The organism is Kitasatospora sp. NPDC057015 (assembly GCF_042673745.1).
GTDB lineage: Bacteria > Actinomycetota > Actinomycetes > Streptomycetales > Streptomycetaceae > Kitasatospora.
Window position 1 is genome coordinate 1 of sequence record NZ_JBHUSG010000039.1, and the last position, 17312, is coordinate 17312.

The following is a 17312-nucleotide window of genomic DNA, read 5'->3' on the forward strand; positions in this document are numbered from 1 at the left end:
GTGCCCGCCTCGGCGATCGTCACGTGCAGATCGGCGGCGATCCGGTCCAGCACACCCACCACGAGCAGCTCACCACTGCCCAGGACGAACATCCCTAAGAACAACGTGGCCAGCGCAAGATTCGCCCGCCCCGGGCTCAACGCCACCTGCTGGGTACTCATGTCCACTCTTCCTTCTTCTCGTGATGCGTGATGTCGTCCCGGTGAACGGGCCGCCCGACCCGCGGGCCTGACGCGACCGAGGACGACCACGGCCCCGCGACAGGGCCAGGGCCCGTCCTCGAACTCCCGCCGTCCACCCCGCAGGGCGGGCCGCACCTCGGAGCCTGCATCGCGAAGCGCAGGACCGAGTCCGTGCGGCAGGAGCACCCCGCGGCCGGAGGCCGGGGATCGTGCACCCGGAGACGGGAGTTCGAAGACGGGCCCTGGAGGGTGTCCGATCTCAGACCGCTACTTCCACTGGATGATCTGGAGGTAGTTCCCGTCGAGGTCGGCGAAGGTGCCGAACTTGCCCTTCTCGCGGTCCTCGATCGAGACCCACTCGACGCCGGCCGCGTTGAGCTGGGCCTCGATGGCGTCGAAGTCCTCGACGTGGAAGTTGATGATGACGCGACCCGGCTGGTTGTTCTTCGCCTCGACGTCGTCACGCCCGTCGATGACCAGCAGGAAGCCGCCGAGGTCGATCGCGCCCTCACCGGTGAACTCCGGTGCCAGCGCCTTGACGTACCAGGCCCGCAGCTCCTCGGGACGGGTCGTGCCGAGCAGCATGCTTCCGGGCTTCAGCGTAGCCATGTCAATCTCCTTGATGTGTGATCACAGGTCGCGGCGGCGGCGGAATGCCGCACCACGCGTTCCGGTACTACGCCACATCGCGTCCCGCCGCCTCGGCGGCACGTTTGACGACCGCCAGCCGGCGGTCCCAGTCCGCGGCGAGCGAGGACATCCACCGGGTGGTGGCGTCCAGGCCCGCGGGCCGCAGCGAGTACCTCACCTCACGCCCGACCCGGCAGCCGACGACGAGCCCGGCTCCGTCCAGGACGGCGAGGTGTTTGACGATCGCCTGCCGGGAGACGGGCAGCCCCCCGGCGAGCGTCGTCGCGGTGGCCGCGCCCTGGGCGGCCAGCAGGTCGAGCAGTCGGCGACGGGTGGGATCGGCGAGCGCTACCAGAACGCTGCCGACCTCGCCCACCACACCGCCGGGGTCCGCCCTCACACAGTCGACTCTTCGACGCGCTTCCTCGCCTCGTCCAGGACCTGCGGCCAGCCGGCCGAGAGGTTCTGGATCGTCTGGTCGCGCACCTCCTCGGACACGGCCAGCGCGGCGAAACCACTCTCCACCACGGTCAGACGGGTCTTGTCACCCTCCGCCGACAACGTGAACTCCACCAGGGTGCTGTTGCCCTCCGTCAGCTCCTGACCCGGCGAGGCGGGCGCCCAGCGGTACGCCACGTACAGCGGCGGCTCCACCTTCACCACGCTCACCGGGAAGTCACCGTGCTCCGGGTTCCTCGCCACCGTCGACTCACCCTCGACCGCGGTGGTACCCCGCACGCTCTCCGGATCGGCCACCCAGAAGCCCGGTGCGGACACCAACGACCAGACACGCTCCACCGAAGCATCGATCAGGGTGTCACGCTCGATCATGTCTTCGCTCATCAGGGAACCCCTTCAAGTACCGGTACCGAGTGCAACCAAATTATTGCACGTCGGCCGAATGTCGTGCAACCAAAACGTTGCACGACCGTCGAGGGCACCCGGCGGCCGCCCCGGTTCGCCGGCCTGTTCGTGCTCGCCGCCGCACTGCCCGTCGCCTGGCCGCCCCGCCGGGTGCGGTCAGTGCCCGCGAGCACCCACCCGCCACCCGCGCGAGCTGCCGACCTGCCGAACCGCCGACCGGCCGGCCGTGCGGCAGCCGACCGGCCGGCGAACGTCAACGCCGCCGCACTCGGCATGACCGGCGTGCTCTACCGCGGACCGGCGGACCTCCGGAGCGCCCTCGGCCCGCTCCTGGACGCGGCCGGTGACTCCCGCTGACCGGTGGCTCCCGCAGATCCGCGCGGCGCGAGTCGGCCGGCCCCCACGCGGGGGGCAGTCCGGCAATCGATGACCGGTGCGACAGGGCGGTACGCGTCATGGGCGCCAGGCCGGGGCCGTGACGATCGCCTTCAGCTGGTCCAGATCGAGCGCCGGAGTCCCGGGGCGGGCGGTGTAGTCGTTCTCCCCGTTCCACTCGTTGAGCTCGATGTGCAGGCCGTCGGCGTAGTAGACCGCCGCCGTCCAGTGCAGGATCGGGTCCACCGCCGTCTTGCCGTTCCCGAACCTGTTGGTGACGACGGTACTGGCGTCCGGGCCCCCTTCGCGCACCGCCAACGGCCCGGCGGAGCCCGCCGATTCGGCGTACTCCTTGTCCTCGATGCCGCGTGCGCCCGCCGGGGTGACGCTCACCGCCAGCATGCTGGTCCGCCCCTCGTAGGTGACCGTCAGGTGCGCGATCCGCCCCGCGCCCTGGGCGCTCACCACCGCGCCCGGCGGAATCAGCGGGACGAGCTTCGCCAGTACCTCGTCGGCCTTCGGGCCGGGCTCGGGCGTCGCGGGCTTCGGCGGGTTCTCCCGCGCGGGCAGCGCGTCGAAGAGGCGCTGCCAGCCCGGTGCGGCGGCCAGGGTGCGCAGCTGGTCGGCGTCGAGCGGGGGGGTCTCCCGGTTGGGCCTGTTCGCCTCCCCGTTGTGCTCGAAGATCTGCACCCGGCGGCCGTCCGCGGCGGCCCAGGTCGCCCGCCATTCGCGGGCGTCGGCGTTGTCCCGGTCCCGAAGCCTGTCGATCACCACCGCGGATCCGTCCGCGGCGACCGTCCGCTCGCAGGAGTCCTGCGGGGTGCTGAACGGGTCCATGCAGACGGCGGCGGCATCCGGGGTCATCTCGGTGCGGTCGACGGTGAAGGACACCACGCTCGCCCCCTTGCCGTCGTCGAAGTAGAGGGCGGCGTCGGTCCGGTACCGGTCCCCGGTGGGGCCGGGCGTCCCGGGTGTGCCGACGTTGACGAACCGGATCTCGCCCCGGGGCAGCAGGGAGGTCACCAGCTCGACGACCTCCTCGGAGGTCATCGACTCGACGGCCGGCCGGGCCGGGCCCGCGTCGATGGCGGGGACGAGGGCGGAGAGGCTCCCCGCCGCCAGGACTGCGGCGGCGAGACCGCCGACCAGCAGCGTCCGACGTCGGCCTCGGCGGCGCCGGCCGCGCCGTTCGGCGTCCGCCACCAGGGCGTGCAGTGCCGGGTCCGGTGCCAGGGTGGCCGCGCCGCGCAGGGCGTGGGCGAAGTCGTCTTCAAAGGACATGGCCGAGTACCGCCTTGTTGTTGCCGTGATCCGTGGCCGCCCGGCCGGGGGCGGCCGGTGCGGGGGCGTGGCCGGGGCCGCCGAGCTGACCGGCGCGTTCGGAGTCGTCGGCCCCGAAGCCCTCGCCGAGGGTGGCGCGCATCCGGGCCAGTGCCCTGCTGCTGCGCGAGCGCACCGCCGTACCGCTCATCCGCAGCGCGGCGGCCGTCTCCTCCACGCTGCGGTCCTCCCAGAACCGCAGCACCAGTACCGCGCGGTCCTGTGCCGGAATCTCCGCCAGCGCACGCAGCAGCGTCAGCCGCAGGGCCGGGTCCGGCCCCTCCACGGCGATCTCCGGGAAGGTGTCGGTCACCCGCTCCGAGCTGCTGCGCCGTCGGCGGTACGACAGGAAGGTGTTGACCAGCACGGTCTGGACGTAGCCGCTGGGGTTCTCCAGCCGGGAGACCTTGCGCCACTTCACGAAGACACGGCCGAGTGCCTCCTGCACGAGGTCCTCGGCCAGGTGGGCGTCACCCCCGGTGAGCAGAAAGGCCGTTCGCAGGAGATGTCGGCCCCGGGATGCGGCGAAGGCCGGGAAGTCGGGCGGCGCCGAATCTTCCGGCCGCTCCGCGTTCGTCATGTGGTCCATGTTCTTCTAACGCTGTTGACCGGTGGTCATGTGGCAGGGTCGCGCCACGGATCCCGCCCGCGCCTGTACAGGTGCGCCGGACGCCGAACCCCGCATCGACGTCGCCGGGGGCGGCGGGCCGGCGGTGACGGGGAGCGCGTCGGCCGGGGTCAGGAGCCCCGGTCGGGAGATCACGCACACGATCGTCCCCTCCGGCGGGCCGGGCGAGGACGGGAATTGGCGGACACAATAGTCCCCGACGACTGCCGAAACTTCTTCGAGAATGCCCGTCGACGGAATTGTTCTTCCAGGCTGCGCAGTTTTTCCCGGGTTATTCGGCGCTCTTGTCGGCCGGTCGGACGGATCAGTAGCATGAGGCATCCCGAATGAAAGGCAGCAGAATCGTGCAACCTTTCCGCATAAATGTCCCGCAGGCCGATCTCGACGACCTTCACCGGCGACTGGAACAGACCCGGTGGCCGGACGAGGTGGCCGGTGCCGGCTGGTCGCGAGGTGTTCCCGTCGGTTACCTCAAGGAGTTGGCGGAGTACTGGCGCACCGGTTTCGACTGGCGGGCGATGGAATCCCGGATCAACGAACTCCCGCAGTTCACCACGGAGATCGACGGCGCGAACGTCCACTTCCTGCACGTCAGGTCGCCCGAGCCGGACGCCAGGCCGCTGCTGGTCACGCACGGCTGGCCCAGTACGTTCGTCGAGTTCCTGGACGTGGTCGGCCCGCTGACCGATCCGCGCGCGCACGGCGGTGACCCGGCGGACGCGTTCCACCTGGTGATCCCGACCATTCCCGGCTTCGGCTTCTCCGGCCCCGTCCGCGAGGCCGGGTGGGACCACCACCGGGTGGCGCGGGCGTGGAAGGAGCTGATGGCCCGACTCGGCTACGAGCGGTACGTGGTGCAGGGCGGCGACTGGGGCATGATGGTGTCGCTGGAGCTGTGCATGGCCGACGCCGAGCACGTGGCGGGTGTGCACGTGAACTCGCTGGTGACCTTCCCGCCGCAGGATCCCGCCGAGTTGGCCGGGCTCGGCGAGGCTGAGATGCAGCGGCTGGGCAAGCTCGTGTACTTCGACCTGGAGCTGTCGGCGCACCTCAAGCTCCTGGCCACGCGCCCGCAGACGGTGGCCTACGGCCTCACCGACTCCCCGGTCGGCCAACTCGCGTGGATCATGGAGAAGTACCGCGAGTGGACCGACTCCGACCAGGTGCCCGAGGACGCGATCGACCGCGACCTGATGCTGGCGAACGTCGCCGTCTTCTGGCTGACCGCGACGGCCGGCTCGTCGGCCCAGCTCTACTACGAGTCGCTGGACCGCACCAACCCCAACATCGCCGCCCGCCTGGGCGGTCCGTGGAAGCTGACGATGCCCGCGGGCGTCGCGGTGTTCCCGCACGACGCCGCCCTCCCGTTGCGCCGGTTCGCCGACCAGGTGCTGCCGACGATCACGCACTGGTCGGAGTTCGAGCGCGGCGGCCACTTCCCCGCGATGGAGGAGCCGGACCTGTACGTGGCGGACGTCCGGGCGTTCGCCCGGTCCCTCCCGCAGGACTGACCCCCCGGCCGAGCCGCCGCCGGCGCACCTGCCGGCGGCGGTCCCGCGCGCGGTGAAGGCCGGGGAGCCGCAACGGCCGGAGGGGTGCTCGGGTCGTGTGACCCGAACACCCCTGCGAACGCGGCCGGTCTCAGATCAGGTGCGTGTCGGGCTCCAGTCCGCACAGCACGCGCCCGTACAGTTCGAGGTTCGTGTTCGGGTGCAGGACGCCGTGCAGGCTGATCGTCTGGATGTCCCGCTCGATGCGCTGCATCGGCTGGTCGGAGTAGATCGACGAGCCGCCACTGGCGGTGTTGAGGATGTCCACCGCCTCCTTGGCCCGCTGCGTGGAGGCGCCCATCTCCATGCGCGCGAGGGCCCGTTCCGCCATGGACCAGGCTTCGCCGGCGCGGACCTTGCCGTCGACCCGCTCGGCCGCGCGGTGCACGTGGAACGCGGCCTCGTCGATCCTCATCGCCGCCTCGGCCACCTGGAGGTGGGTGAGCGGCGCCTCGGCCTGGCGCTCGTAACCGGTGTAGGTGATCCGGCGGTTCGGGAGCCGCTCGAAGAACGCCTCCTGCGCGGCCCTGGCCATGCCCAGCGGAACGGCGGCGGCTCCGGCGGCGGTGATCGGCGAGAACGGCGACCTCCACATCAGGGACTCGGCGTTCAGCTCGGAACGGTGCCGGCCCTGCAGCACCAGGGGGAGCATCGGCAGGATGCGCCCCTCGGGGACGAACAGGTCCTGGGCGACGGTCGTCACGCTGCCCGTACCGCGCAGGCCCACGGTGTGCCAGTCGTCGACGATCGTCAGTTCCGACGTCGGCACGGCGATCATCACGGGGGCGAAGGCGCCGTCCTCACCGGCCAGCACGGCCGAGTGGACGAACCACCGGCTGTTCGACACGCCGGTGCTGAAGGGCCACCTGCCGTTGAGGACCGCCCCGCCCTCGGACGGCACGGCGACGCCGTTCGGACTGACGCTGCTGCCGATGCGGACGTCGGGGTCGGCGAAGATCTCGTCCTGCACCTCGTCCGGGAACAGCCCGGCCAGCCAGGAGCTGATCGTCATCGTGCTCACCGTCCACCCGACGGAGCCGTCGCCGCGGGCGAGTTCGGCGATCACCTCGCACACCGTGCGCACGTCGGACTCGAAGCCGCCGTAGCGGATCGGGACCCTCATCCTCGTCAGGCCGGCGGCGGCGACCCCCCGGAGCACCTCCTCGTGCAGGACCCGGTTCTCCTCCTGCCAGACGGCGTGCTTCCGGATCAGGGGGACCAACTCGGTTGCCCGGCGGACGAGCTCGGCGTTCGCCGGCACCTGGATGATCGTCATCTGCGCTCCTCGGTACGGTGACAGGGAGAAGTATTTCGGGAGTATTTCCGACCCGGTTGGGCGCCCATTCGGCACCAGCCGGATTCACTCTGACCGGTGCTGCGTTTTCGAACTTCTCCCACGTTGCCGAGCCCTGAGAAGGTGCGCTACAGGCACATTGGAATGCTCTCCCAGCATTCGCATGGGCGTCGGGTCAATATCCCATGTGTATGCAGTCGCCGCACCGGCGGGACCGGAATTCTCCGGGCCGGACGGGTGGCGGTCGTCGTTGCGCACTCCGTCCGGCGGGCACTCCTCGGCCGACCGCGACGGCGAGGTGCGGACCGCCGCCTTCCGCATCGAATTCGCCCGGCCGTCCGCCCGCCCGGGCGCCGACGCAATGGGCCGATCCCGGGCGCCGGAGCAGCATGCCGGGAGCCGGACGGCGCCCGGCCGCGGCGTTCCGTGGGCACGGGCGGCGGGGGTGCGACCCGCTCGGTCGCCTCGGTGCGCGCCGACGGTCGCGCCCAGCGCACCGACCGACTGCACCCCCGCCCTGCCGCGAGCGAAACTTTGTTGCGCTAGAGCGATAACTTTTTGCGCAACGTGAGCAGTCTATTGCGCTTGCATGTCCATCTCGTTACGCTCCCCCGCATCGGGCTCCGCGCTGCCGCCACCGCCCAACCATCCGTTCCGGCTGCGGAGTTGACAACCAATCGAAGGAGAACCAGATGGGTGTCACGCGTCGGGCGTTTCTGCAGGCCGCAGCCGCGGCGGGGGTCGCCGGAGCGATGGGGCTCGGGGAGACCGCGCTCGCCGGGCCCGCGTCCGCGGCGAGCGGGCCCGGCGACGTGGTCGGCAAGGTGACCGTGGGCTACCAGGGCTGGTTCGCCTGCGCCGGGGACGGTGCCCCCGTCAACGGCTGGTGGCACTGGGCCCAGAACTGGGGCCAGTCGCCGTCCCCGTCCAACAACGCCATCGTGGCCTGGCCGGACGTCCGCGACTACCCGACGACCTACCGCACCGCCTACGGCAGCCTCGGCAACGGGCAGCCGGCCTCGCTGTTCTCCTCCTACGACCAGTCCACCGTGGACGTGCACTTCCGCTGGATGAAGCAGTACGGCATCGACACCGCGGCCCTCCAGCGGTTCAACCCCACCGGCGGCGAGGGACCGACCCGCGACGCGATGGCGGGCAAGGTGCGCAGCGCGGCCGAGTCCCAGGGCGTCAAGTTCTACGTGATGTACGACGTCTCCGACTGGACGACCATGCAGGCGGACATCAAGACCGACTGGACGAACAAGATGCGGGCGCACACCGCCTCGTCCGCGTACGCGCGGCAGAACGGCAAGCCGGTGGTGTGCATCTGGGGATTCGGCTTCAACGACAACCAGCGGCCGTTCGGGCCGGACGCCTGCCTGGACGTGGTGAACTGGTTCAAGGCGCAGGGATGTTACGTGATCGGCGGGGTGCCGACCTGGTGGCGGACCGGCGACCGGGACTCCCGCCCCGGCTTCGGCGGCGTCTACCACGCCTTCGACATGCTCTCGCCGTGGATGGTCGGCCGGATCGGCAACGTCGCGGACGCCGACAACTTCTACAACGTCGCGACCGTGCCCGACCTCGCGGAGTGCGCCGCGCACGGCATCGACTACCAGCCGTGCGTCCTGCCCGGCGGGGTCTCCGGGCATCAGCGCGCCCACGGCGACTTCATGTGGCGGCAGTTCTACAACATGGGCCGGGCCGGGGTGCCGAGCGTCTACATCTCGATGTTCGACGAGTACAACGAGGGCAACCAGATCGCGAAGACCGCCGAGTCGCAGGCCTGGGTGCCGGCCGGATCGGGCTTCCTCGCGCTCGACGAGGACGGCACGGCCTGCTCCTCCGACTACTACCTGCGGCTGACCGGCGACGGCGGCCGGATGCTGAAGGGCCAGCTCGCCCTCACCGCCGTCCGGCCCACCGCGCCGGTCGTCGGCGGCGGTGGCGACACCGTGCCGCCGACCGCCCCCGGCGCGCTGCACGTCACGGCCCAGAGCGACACCACGGTGGCGCTGGCCTGGACGGCCTCCACCGACAACGTCGGTGTCACGGGCTACCGGATCCGCCAGGTCACCGGCTCCACCGCCACCCCGGTCGGCACCGTCGCGGGGAACGCCACCGCCTTCACCATGAGCGGGCTCACCGCCTCCACGTCCTACACCTTCGACGTGCAGGCGCTCGACGCGGCCGGCGGCGTCTCCCAGCCGTCCAACCAGACCACGGCCACGACGACGGCCGGCAGCTCGCCCACCGTCAACCTCGCCCTGCACCGGCCCACCGCGGAGAGCAGCCACACCCAGGTCTACGGTTCGGGCAACGTCGTGGACGGTGACCCGAACACCTACTGGGAGAGCGCCAACAACGCCTTCCCGCAGTGGCTCCAGGTCGACCTGGGCGCGGTCACCGGGGTCCGCCGGATCGTCCTGACGCTGCCGCCGGCCACCGCGTGGTCGACCCGGACGCAGACCGTCGCCGTCCAGGGCAGCACCGACAGCGGCTCCTTCGGGCAGCTGTTGGGTGCCGCGGCGTACACGTTCGACCCGGCCACCGGGAACACCGCCACGCTGACCCTCCCCGCCACCGTGAGCACCCGGTACCTCCGGCTGGTGATCACCGCCAACACGGGCTGGCCGGCCGGGCAGATCTCGGAGTTCCGGGTGTACGCCGCCTGATCGCCGCATCCGGGAGGCGGGCGACCCGCCTCCCGGTGGGCCGGCCGGGTGCCGACGGCCGGCCCACCGGCGCCTCACCTCGCCCTCCTTGACGCACGGTCAGCTCGTCGTCCGGGACGAACATGAAGACCTCACCGGCCGGGAGCGACGGCAGGTTTGTGGCTTCCGCCAGTACGACGCCCCGGTCGACGGGAGGGAGACTTCCCGCCAGGGGTCACGGCCCGAACCGAGGCCGAGGCCGGGCGCAGAGGGGGAACAGCACGATGAGCGGTCAGCTGTACGACGAGATCGGCGAGGCGTTCGAGGGGTTCAAGACCCTCCCCCTCGCGCGCTACGGCGAGGTGCCCGGCTTCCTCTCCCTGGTCGGCGACGTCAAGGGCAGGTCGATCCTCGACCTGGCCTCCGGAACCGGCTTCTACAGCCGGGAGTTCAAGCGCCGCGGCGCGTCCCGCGTGCTCGGCGTCGACATCTCCGGCGCGATGGTCGAGGCGGCCCGGGCCCTGGAGGACCGGGACCCGCTGGGCGTGCACTACGAGGTCGGCGACGTCGCCGAGCTGCGCACCTTCGAGCAGCCCTTCGACCTCGCGGTCGCGGTCCAGCTGTTCAACTACGCCGAGGACGTGGCCACCATCGAACGGATGTGTCGCAACATCCACGAAAGCCTCGCGGACGGAGCCGAGTTCTTCGCCTTCGTGCAGCACCCCGACTACCGCTTCGACGGGCCGTCCCTGGCCAAGTACGGCTTCCTGTGCGAGTCGCTCGGCGAGGAGACCGAGATCGGGCCGCGGGTGCGGATCACCGCGCTGCTCGACCCGCCGATCTCGTTCGTCGCGAACCCGCCCAGCCGCGAGGTCTACGAGAACTCCCTGCGGGCGGCCGGGTTCCACGACCTCGCCTGGGTCCCCCTGGAGATCTCCGCCGACGGCGTGCACGCGTACGGCCGGGAGTTCTGGGACGACTTCGCCGCCAACCCGCCGCTGACGATGCTGCGCTGCCGCGCCTGACCCCGTTCGGCCCGTCCCCGGCCGGTCCGGGGGCGGGCCGTCAGGGCATGTCCGTTCGAGCTCAGGCCAGTGCCGCGGCCAGCAGGGCTGCGGTCTCGGCGAGCAGCGGCTCGTCCGCGGGTGCGGCGGCGTCCCGCTTGGTGGCCAGGACCGCCATCACGATCGGTCCCCGGCCGGGTGGCCGGACGATGCCGACGTCGTTGGTGGTGCCGTAGCCGCCGGTACCGGTCTTGTCCGCGACGGTCCAGCCCGCGGGCAGCCCCGCGCGGAGGCGGTGGCCGCCGGTCGTGCAGGCGAGCAGCCACCCGGTCAGCAGCTCGCGGTCCCGCGCTTCGAGAGCGTCTCCGACGGCGAGCCGGGCGTAGGTGAGGCCGATCGCGCGCGGGCTTGAGGTGTCCGTCCCCCGCCCCGGCTCCGCCGAGTTCAGTGCGGGCTCCCACCGGTCGAGCCGGGTCACCCCGTCCCCGAGGGAGCGGCAGAAGCGGGTGACCGCCGCCGGGCCGCCGAGCTCGCGCAGCAGGAGGTTCGCCGCGGTGTTGTCGCTGTGCTCGACGGCTGCGGCGCACAGGGCCGCGACGGTCATGCCACCCGCGAGGTTCCCGGGCAGGCCGGTGATCGGCGCGTAGCCCGACCGCGCGACGTCCCGCTCCGTGTACCGGAGGCGCCCGGCGAGGAACTCACCCTCCCGGTCGAGGTCCCTCAGGACGGCGGCCACCGCGATCGTCTTGAACGTCGAGCACATCGGGAAGCGCTCCTCCGCGCGGTACAGCACCGTCCGGCCCGTGACCGTGTCCCTCGCGAAGACCCCCAGCCGCGCGGAGTGCGCCTGCTCCAGGGCGCGCAGCCGGCCCGTGAGGCCCTCGTCGTCCGTGCCCCGCGCGAAAGCCCCACCCCCGACGGGCAGAACACCGGTGAGAGCCGTCGCGGCGGCTCCGGCGAGAACCCCGCGCCGGCTCGGACGCAGCTCCATGACCATGCTCCTCTGCTCGTGCGGACGTGCCGCAGCCGCACCCGGCGGCCTCCCGTCCGGCCGTCCCGGTCCGTTCGTCCCCCCGTACGGCTGCGCGGACGCCCGTGCCCCGTCCTCTGCCACCGGCCGGCCCACCCATGCAGTGGTACGACCCGGCCGGGTGCCGCACACCGGGACGTCGCCGGGATCACCCGATAGGCCCAAGGCCCGGCGGACCGGGGTGCGGCACCCGGGGCCGGACCCTTGGATGGGGCGTGGCGGCCGGCCGCGCGCGAGCCCTCCGGGGTGCGGCGGCCTTCCGGCTGCCGGCACGCCCATCCCTTCGAAGGAGCACCGGCTCATGCCGTACCGCACAACCCGTGACGGGGTCGAGATCTTCTACAAGGACTGGGGCAGCGGGCGCCCGGTCGTCTTCATCCACGGCTGGCCGCTGAACGCGGACGCCTGGGACGACCAGATGAAGGCGGTGGCGGACGCGGGCTACCGCGGCGTCGCCCACGACCGCCGCGGTCACGGCCGCTCCTCGCAGCCCTGGGGCGGCTACGACTTCGACACCTTCGCGGACGACCTCGACGAGCTGCTCACCGGCCTGGACCTGCGCGACGTCACCCTGGTCGCGCACTCCATGGGCGGTGGCGAGCTGGCCCGCTACATCGGCCGGCACGGCACCGGGCGGATCCGCTCCGCGGTGCTCCTGGCGGCCATTCCCCCGCTGATGCTGCAGGGGCCGGACAATCCGGAGGGCGTCCCGCAGGAGGTCTTCGACCAGATCAAGCAGGGCATCCTGAGTGAGCGCTCGCAGTTCTGGAAGGACACCTCGGTCGGGTTCCTCAGCGCCGACCGCGCCGGCACGAGGGCCACCCAGGGCAACAGGGACGCCTTCTGGTTCATGGCGATGCACGAGAGCATCGAGGCCGGGGTCCGGTGCGTGGACGCGTTCGCCGCCACCGACTTCCACGAGGACCTGCGGAAGTTCGACGTCCCCACCCTGATCGTGCACGGCGACGACGACCAGGTGGTGCCGATCGACGCCACCGGGCGGAAGGCCGCCCGGATCATCCCGAACGCCACGCTCAAGGTGTACGAGGGCGGCTCCCACGGCATCGCCCTCGTCCCGGGCGACAAGGAGCGGTTCAACCGCGACCTCCTCGACTTCCTCAAGGAGTGACGCGGGCGCGCGGACCGGTGACCGTCGGCTCCCCCGGGCGGGGCCGACGGTCACCGCGCGCCGGGGTCAGCGGCAGCGGGTGGTGAAACCCGTCGTGGCGAGACCCTGGCAGAAGGCCGTCCGCGCGGCGCCGTACCGGGAGACCCGCCCGTCGACGAACCAGGTGCTGTCCGGCGGGAAGTCGAAGGTGCCGTCCGGCACGGCGTCCCAGCCGTAGCGGAAGTCGAGGTCGATGTAGGCGACGGCGGTGACGACCCGTGAGAGGTCGTACGTGCCGGACTGGTTGGGGATCGGGCCGCTGTAGTCGAGCAGGCCGAACAGGCGCTGCATCCAGAGCGCGCCACGGCTCTGCTCCATGCCGTCGGTGGCGCCGCCGTCGGCGGTGAAGTTCATCATGCCGCCCTCGGAGACGATCATCTCCTTGCCGTGGTCCTGGGCGAACTTCATCATGCCGAGCACGTTGCCGTCGTAGTCCCAGTTCTTCCAGATCGCGGCCGGGTTGCCCCAACCGTCGGTGCCGATGTACGGGTTGCGGCACTGGAGGGCGTCGGTGTCGTAGTTGTTCGGCGGGGTGCCGTTGTACAGGTACCCGTGGTCGTAGATCGGCAGGCACAGCTCGTGCGCGAAGATCGAGACGCCGATCCGGTCGACGACCGCGTCCCCGGGGTAGAGCTGGGCGTACTCGCCGCGCACCGGGTGGTAGACGTAACGGACGTTGCCCTGGCGCTTCTGGCCGTCGATCAGGGAGCGGATCCGGGCGAAGGCGCCCTTGTACGAGGAGCAGCTGCTGTCGGTGCAGTGGAAGGCGCTGCTGACCTCGTAGTCGAGTCGCAGCAGGAACGTCGCCCGCGGGTACTGGTTGACGAAGGCGATCAGGGCCGCGAAGCGGTCGGCGTACCGGCCGCCGGCGAGTTCCTGGGTGACGGCGCGGGAGCGGGCGGCGCGGTCGCCGCCGGTGTAGCCGGGCGGGTTGTCCTTCCAGCTGATGCCGATCTGGACGGTGCGGCCCTGGGAGGCGAGGAAGGTGGCGTAGTCGCGGTGGGCGGGCGAGACCCAGGTGCCGGAGGCGAGCTCGTAGTAGACGGAGCCGCCGGCGGGGGCGTCGGTGACGGTGCTCAGGTCGTCCCAGGCGGCCTTGGTGGACTGCCCGGCGAGCAGGATGCGCTGCGGCGGGGTGGCGGCGTTCGACTGCGGGGCGGCGCCGACGAGCAGGCCGAGGAGCAGCATCGGGAGCAGCAGCAGGCGGGCGGACCGGTGCAGGGTGGGGGGCACGGGGTCTCCGGGGTGAGGACCGGGCCGGTACGCGTGCGCGTATCGGCCCGGCGGGTGGGCGGGGCAGGTCAGACGGTGACGGTCCAGGTGGGAGTCGACACCTGGAAGGTCTGGTCGGAGCGCTGGTAGTCGAACCGGTAGGTGACCCTGTCACCGGGCTTCAGGGTGACGGGCAGCTCCCAACGGGCCGCGCCGGAGTTCCAGTTGAGGAAGTAGTTGCCCTGGGCGCCGCCGTTGACGGTGTAGTGAACGGTCACGAAGGAGGCGGTGAAGCCGGCCGGCTTGAACCAGATCACCGGCGCGGAGCCGGCGGCGACACCCTGGGTGTACGGTGCCTGGCTGCCGCTGGGGGACGGCGAGGAGGTGGGGCTCGGCGAGGAGGTGGGCGACGGGGAGGTGGTCGGCCTCGGGGAGCCGGACGGGGAGGGCGAGTCGGAGGGCGGCGGCGGGGTGGCGCCGGTGCCGTTCACCCACTGCCCGCCGCGGATCTGGGCCAGGAAGTTGGCGAGCACGGTCGGGTCGGCCTGGATCCGGGAGTCGCCCCAGTAGCCGTTGGAGCAGCCGGTGCCGCCGGCGGAGGCGCCGTCGGCGCACTGCCACAGGGTCTGGCCGTCCCAGTTGGTGTTGATGTAGGCGGCGGCGCGGATGACGTCGCGGTTCTGGTTGATCCAGGCGAAGTACGGGGCGTACCACTCGTTCCAGATGTCCTGGCCGGTCGCGGCCGTCTTGTTCTTCCTGAAGATGCAGCTCTTGGTGTGGGCGCCGGTCTGGTAGCCCTGCGGGGCGGACTCGGCGATCATCACGGGCTTGCCGTGCGAGCGGGCGAAGTCGAGGACCCGGTTCTGCAGGGCGACGGGGGCGGTGTCGTAGCTGCTGCAGCCCCACTGGGTGGCGAGGGAGCCGGAGTTGTAGAACGAGGAGAGCGCGACCCAGTCGACGTACTGGTCGCCGGGGTACCAGTTGTCGTAGTGGTGGGGGTCGGTGATGACGTAACCCCACTCGGGGTGGTCGGGGTTGGTGTTGAGCGGCCAGGCCGCGCTCTGCCAGACGGTGGCGACGTTGCTCGCGCCGAGGGCGTCGATGCGGCCCTTGATGTAGGCGAAGGCCTGCTTGTAGAAGTCGGCGCTGTAGCAGTTCCACGGGCCGTCGAACTCGTAACCGACGCGCAGGTAGACGGGGCGGTCGTAGCCCTTGAGCGAGGTGACCATCTGGTCGACCTTGGCCCGGTACTGGGTGATCAGGCTGGGGCTCCCGGCGGTCACGTCGGCGTCGCTGCGGCCGATGATGGCGCGCAGCGGCTGGTTGTTGCAGCCGCTGGTGGCGTCGGAGAGGTACAGGCCGACGGCGAGCGAGGAGCCGGGGTACTGCGCGAGGGTGGAGTTGAAGTCGACCCGGCCCGCGCCCCAGTCGGCGGGGCCGACGATGCCGGCGAGCGGCTCGGGCGTGCCGCCGAGCACGAGGTTGGTGTAGAGCGTGACGCCACCGGGCTTGGGGGCGTTGAGCGCGGCCCTGTCGACGACGTCGGCCTTGTACTGGGCGAGGGTGTCGCTGTCCTGGCCCATGATCGACAGGATCCTGCCGTCGGCGGGCAGGTTCCGGGCGGACACGGCGGCCTGGGCGGGCTGCTGGCCTGCCGGGGAGGCGAGGAGGGCAGCCGCGGCGGCGAAGGCCGCGACCGCTGCCAGGCCTGCTCTGCGGAGGGGGCGCATGGAGGTGCTCCTTGGCGTTCCGTTGGGTGGGGACTCGAATGGTGGTGACCTTCGAATCCTCGCGTCAACAGTGTCGTAAACATTCGTCGATACCCGCAGGTGGAAGTGGGTCACTTCGAAACAGCCTGGCGCCCCGAACACGCCCTGCTAAGGGATTTGGCCTGTCCATCGCTTCGAAACTTGCTTCGAAACATTTGACACCGAGTTTCGCCGGACGGCAGGTTGTGCACGGCGCCACCACCGGTCGAACTCTCCCGGAACCGACGCGGCCCGGCGCCTCCCCCACCCTTACCGCTCCCTCCGGAGGCTCGCCATGGGTTCCCCCCGTGCCCGCAGATCCCTCACGATCGCCGCCCTCGCCGCGGCGACCGCCCTGCTCGCCACCTCGTGCTCCTCGGGGTCCGCGTCCGGTGACTCCGCGGGCGGGAAGATCACACTGACCGTCGCGACCTTCAGCGACTTCGGCTACAAGCCGCTGATCGCCGAGTTCGAGAAGTCCCACCCGAACATCACCGTCAAGGAGCGGGTCTCCCAGCTCGACCAGCACCACAACAGCCTCTCCACCCAGCTGTCCTCGGGCAGCGGCGCGGCCGACGTGGTCGCGATCGAGGAGGGCTACCTGCCCAAGTTCCGCGAGGTGAAGGACAAGTTCGCCAACCTCGCCGAGTACGGCGCCCAGGACCGCAAGAACGCCTACCTGCCGTACAAGTGGGCGCAGTCCACCGCCGGCGACGACTTCGTGATGGGGTACGGCACCGACGTCGGCGGCCTGGCGATCTGCTACCGCAAGGACCTCTTCCAGCAGGCCGGCCTGCCCACCGACCGCACCGAGGTCGCCAAGCTGTGGCCCACCTGGGACTCCTACTTCAAGACCGGCGAGACCTTCGTCTCCAAGGTCACCGACCACGCGTGGTTCGACTCCGCGGGCAACGTCTTCACCGCGATGATGAACCAGACCGAGTTCGGCTTCTTCGACGCCTCGGACGCCTACATCGGCGACACCAACCCGAAGGTGAAGCAGTTCTTCGACGCCACCGGCGGCGCCGTCGAGAAGGGCCTGTCGGCCTCGCTCTCGCCGTTCAGCCAGCAGTGGAACGCGGGCATCAAGCAGGGCCGGATGGCGACGATGACCTGCCCGGCGTGGATGACCGGCCTCATCCAGTCCGCCGCGGGCCCGGAGGCCGCCGGCACGTGGGACATCGCCGCGGTCCCCGGCGGCGGCGGGAACTGGGGCGGCTCGTTCCTCACCGTCCCCAAGCAGAGCAAGCACGTCAGGGAGGCCGCCGAGCTCGCCGCCTACCTGACCTCGCCCGAGGCGGAGAAGTCCATCTTCCAGGGCCCGACCGGCTCGCTGCCCTCGCTCACCGACGTCCTGAAGGACCCGGCCGTCCAGGGCACCAGGCAGGCCTACTTCAGCGACGCGCCGACCGGCCAGATCTTCGCCTCCTCGGCGAGCGACCTCAAGCCCAGCTTCCGCGGCACCAAGGACCAGCAGGTGCGGGTGCCGTTCGGCAACGCCCTCGGCCTGGTCGAGCAGAAGAAGTCGACCACCGCCGAGGCCTGGGACAAGGCCCTCACCGAGGCCAGGAAGAGCCTCTCCCACTGACCCGCCGCGTCGGGCCCGACCCCCGGCCCCCCAGGGCGGCCCGCCCCGCGCCCACCCCCCCGCAC

General features: G+C 71.3%; 15 protein-coding genes. 6 read left to right on the forward strand and 9 right to left on the reverse strand.

Features of this window, described 5'->3' with window-relative positions:
• Positions 1–449: 449 nt before the first annotated feature.
• The 3 genes from ACFTWP_RS29310 to ACFTWP_RS29320 form a co-directional block, all read right to left on the reverse strand.
• Positions 450–791 carry a VOC family protein gene (locus tag ACFTWP_RS29310; protein WP_380267931.1) on the reverse strand — a complete coding sequence of 114 codons (342 nt, stop codon included), beginning with the start codon at positions 789–791 and terminating at the stop codon, positions 450–452.
• A 67-nt stretch (positions 792–858) separates the two neighbouring features.
• Positions 859–1212, reverse strand: a complete 354-nt coding sequence (locus tag ACFTWP_RS29315) for an ArsR/SmtB family transcription factor (RefSeq protein WP_380267932.1) — start codon at positions 1210–1212, stop codon at positions 859–861.
• Positions 1209–1655 carry an SRPBCC domain-containing protein gene (locus ACFTWP_RS29320; protein ID WP_380267933.1) on the reverse strand — a complete coding sequence of 149 codons (447 nt, stop codon included), beginning with the start codon at positions 1653–1655 and terminating at the stop codon, positions 1209–1211. Before ACFTWP_RS29320 ends, ACFTWP_RS29315 begins: the two co-directional genes overlap by 4 nt.
• Before the next feature lie 63 nt (positions 1656–1718).
• On the opposite strand from ACFTWP_RS29320, the gene ACFTWP_RS29325 reads away from it, so the two are divergent.
• The gene (locus tag ACFTWP_RS29325) at positions 1719–2033 is read left to right on the forward strand and encodes a hypothetical protein (protein WP_380267934.1); all 315 of its coding nucleotides are present in this window, start codon (positions 1719–1721) and stop codon (positions 2031–2033) included.
• A 96-nt stretch (positions 2034–2129) separates the two neighbouring features.
• Here ACFTWP_RS29325 and ACFTWP_RS29330 read toward each other — a convergent pair whose 3' ends face one another.
• The gene (locus tag ACFTWP_RS29330) at positions 2130–3332 is read right to left on the reverse strand and encodes a hypothetical protein (RefSeq protein ID WP_380267935.1); all 1203 of its coding nucleotides are present in this window, start codon (positions 3330–3332) and stop codon (positions 2130–2132) included.
• Positions 3322–3951: a SigE family RNA polymerase sigma factor gene (locus ACFTWP_RS29335; protein WP_380267936.1), complete on the reverse strand. Its 630-nt coding sequence runs from the start codon at positions 3949–3951 to the stop codon at positions 3322–3324. Before ACFTWP_RS29335 ends, ACFTWP_RS29330 begins: the two co-directional genes overlap by 11 nt.
• A gap of 392 nt (positions 3952–4343) precedes the next feature.
• On the opposite strand from ACFTWP_RS29335, the gene ACFTWP_RS29340 reads away from it, so the two are divergent.
• Complete coding sequence (locus tag ACFTWP_RS29340; RefSeq protein ID WP_380267937.1) at positions 4344–5510, forward strand: epoxide hydrolase family protein; 1167 nt, start codon at positions 4344–4346, stop codon at positions 5508–5510.
• A 130-nt stretch (positions 5511–5640) separates the two neighbouring features.
• On the opposite strand, the gene ACFTWP_RS29345 is transcribed toward ACFTWP_RS29340, so the two are convergent.
• Positions 5641–6825: an acyl-CoA dehydrogenase family protein gene (locus ACFTWP_RS29345; RefSeq protein WP_380267938.1), complete on the reverse strand. Its 1185-nt coding sequence runs from the start codon at positions 6823–6825 to the stop codon at positions 5641–5643.
• Between the two features lie 710 nt (positions 6826–7535).
• Here ACFTWP_RS29345 and ACFTWP_RS29350 point away from each other — a divergent pair.
• On the forward strand, positions 7536–9518 hold the full coding sequence (locus tag ACFTWP_RS29350; protein ID WP_380267939.1) for a discoidin domain-containing protein: 1983 nt from the start codon (positions 7536–7538) through the stop codon (positions 9516–9518).
• A gap of 263 nt (positions 9519–9781) precedes the next feature.
• Positions 9782–10522: a class I SAM-dependent methyltransferase gene (locus ACFTWP_RS29355; RefSeq protein WP_380267940.1), complete on the forward strand. Its 741-nt coding sequence runs from the start codon at positions 9782–9784 to the stop codon at positions 10520–10522.
• A gap of 61 nt (positions 10523–10583) precedes the next feature.
• Here ACFTWP_RS29355 and bla read toward each other — a convergent pair whose 3' ends face one another.
• Positions 10584–11498 (reverse strand): class A beta-lactamase, encoded by a 915-nt coding sequence (gene bla, locus ACFTWP_RS29360; protein WP_380267941.1) that lies wholly within the window; start codon positions 11496–11498, stop codon positions 10584–10586.
• A 334-nt stretch (positions 11499–11832) separates the two neighbouring features.
• On the opposite strand from bla, the gene ACFTWP_RS29365 reads away from it, so the two are divergent.
• The gene (locus tag ACFTWP_RS29365) at positions 11833–12660 is read left to right on the forward strand and encodes an alpha/beta fold hydrolase (protein ID WP_380267942.1); all 828 of its coding nucleotides are present in this window, start codon (positions 11833–11835) and stop codon (positions 12658–12660) included.
• Positions 12661–12726: 66 nt separating this feature from the next.
• Here the strand turns inward: ACFTWP_RS29365 and ACFTWP_RS29370 are convergent, their stop codons facing one another.
• Positions 12727–13932, reverse strand: coding sequence for a hypothetical protein (locus tag ACFTWP_RS29370; protein WP_380267943.1), 1206 nt, complete (start codon positions 13930–13932; stop codon positions 12727–12729).
• Positions 13933–14000: 68 nt separating this feature from the next.
• Positions 14001–15641 (reverse strand): endo-1,3-beta-xylanase, encoded by a 1641-nt coding sequence (locus ACFTWP_RS29375; RefSeq protein ID WP_380267944.1) that lies wholly within the window; start codon positions 15639–15641, stop codon positions 14001–14003.
• 313 nt (positions 15642–15954) lie between these two features.
• Between ACFTWP_RS29375 and ACFTWP_RS29380 the strand changes: the two genes are divergently transcribed.
• Complete coding sequence (locus ACFTWP_RS29380; RefSeq protein WP_380267945.1) at positions 15955–17247, forward strand: extracellular solute-binding protein; 1293 nt, start codon at positions 15955–15957, stop codon at positions 17245–17247.
• Positions 17248–17312: the final 65 nt, after the last annotated feature.

What these genes read in the sequence shown, in the direction of transcription:
- ACFTWP_RS29310 (WP_380267931.1), bottom strand. Translation starts at nt 791, where the DNA reads ATGGCTACGCTGAAGCCCGGAAGCATGCTGCTCGGCACGACCCGTCCC.
- ACFTWP_RS29320 (WP_380267933.1), bottom strand. Translation starts at nt 1,655, where the DNA reads ATGAGCGAAGACATGATCGAGCGTGACACCCTGATCGATGCTTCGGTG.
- ACFTWP_RS29330 (WP_380267935.1), bottom strand. Translation starts at nt 3,332, where the DNA reads ATGTCCTTTGAAGACGACTTCGCCCACGCCCTGCGCGGCGCGGCCACC.
- ACFTWP_RS29335 (WP_380267936.1), bottom strand. Translation starts at nt 3,951, where the DNA reads ATGACGAACGCGGAGCGGCCGGAAGATTCGGCGCCGCCCGACTTCCCG.
- ACFTWP_RS29345 (WP_380267938.1), bottom strand. Translation starts at nt 6,825, where the DNA reads ATGACGATCATCCAGGTGCCGGCGAACGCCGAGCTCGTCCGCCGGGCA.
- ACFTWP_RS29350 (WP_380267939.1), top strand. Translation starts at nt 7,536, where the DNA reads ATGGGTGTCACGCGTCGGGCGTTTCTGCAGGCCGCAGCCGCGGCGGGG.
- ACFTWP_RS29355 (WP_380267940.1), top strand. Translation starts at nt 9,782, where the DNA reads ATGAGCGGTCAGCTGTACGACGAGATCGGCGAGGCGTTCGAGGGGTTC.
- bla (WP_380267941.1), bottom strand. Translation starts at nt 11,498, where the DNA reads ATGGTCATGGAGCTGCGTCCGAGCCGGCGCGGGGTTCTCGCCGGAGCC.
- ACFTWP_RS29365 (WP_380267942.1), top strand. Translation starts at nt 11,833, where the DNA reads ATGCCGTACCGCACAACCCGTGACGGGGTCGAGATCTTCTACAAGGAC.
- ACFTWP_RS29375 (WP_380267944.1), bottom strand. Translation starts at nt 15,641, where the DNA reads ATGCGCCCCCTCCGCAGAGCAGGCCTGGCAGCGGTCGCGGCCTTCGCC.
- ACFTWP_RS29380 (WP_380267945.1), top strand. Translation starts at nt 15,955, where the DNA reads ATGGGTTCCCCCCGTGCCCGCAGATCCCTCACGATCGCCGCCCTCGCC.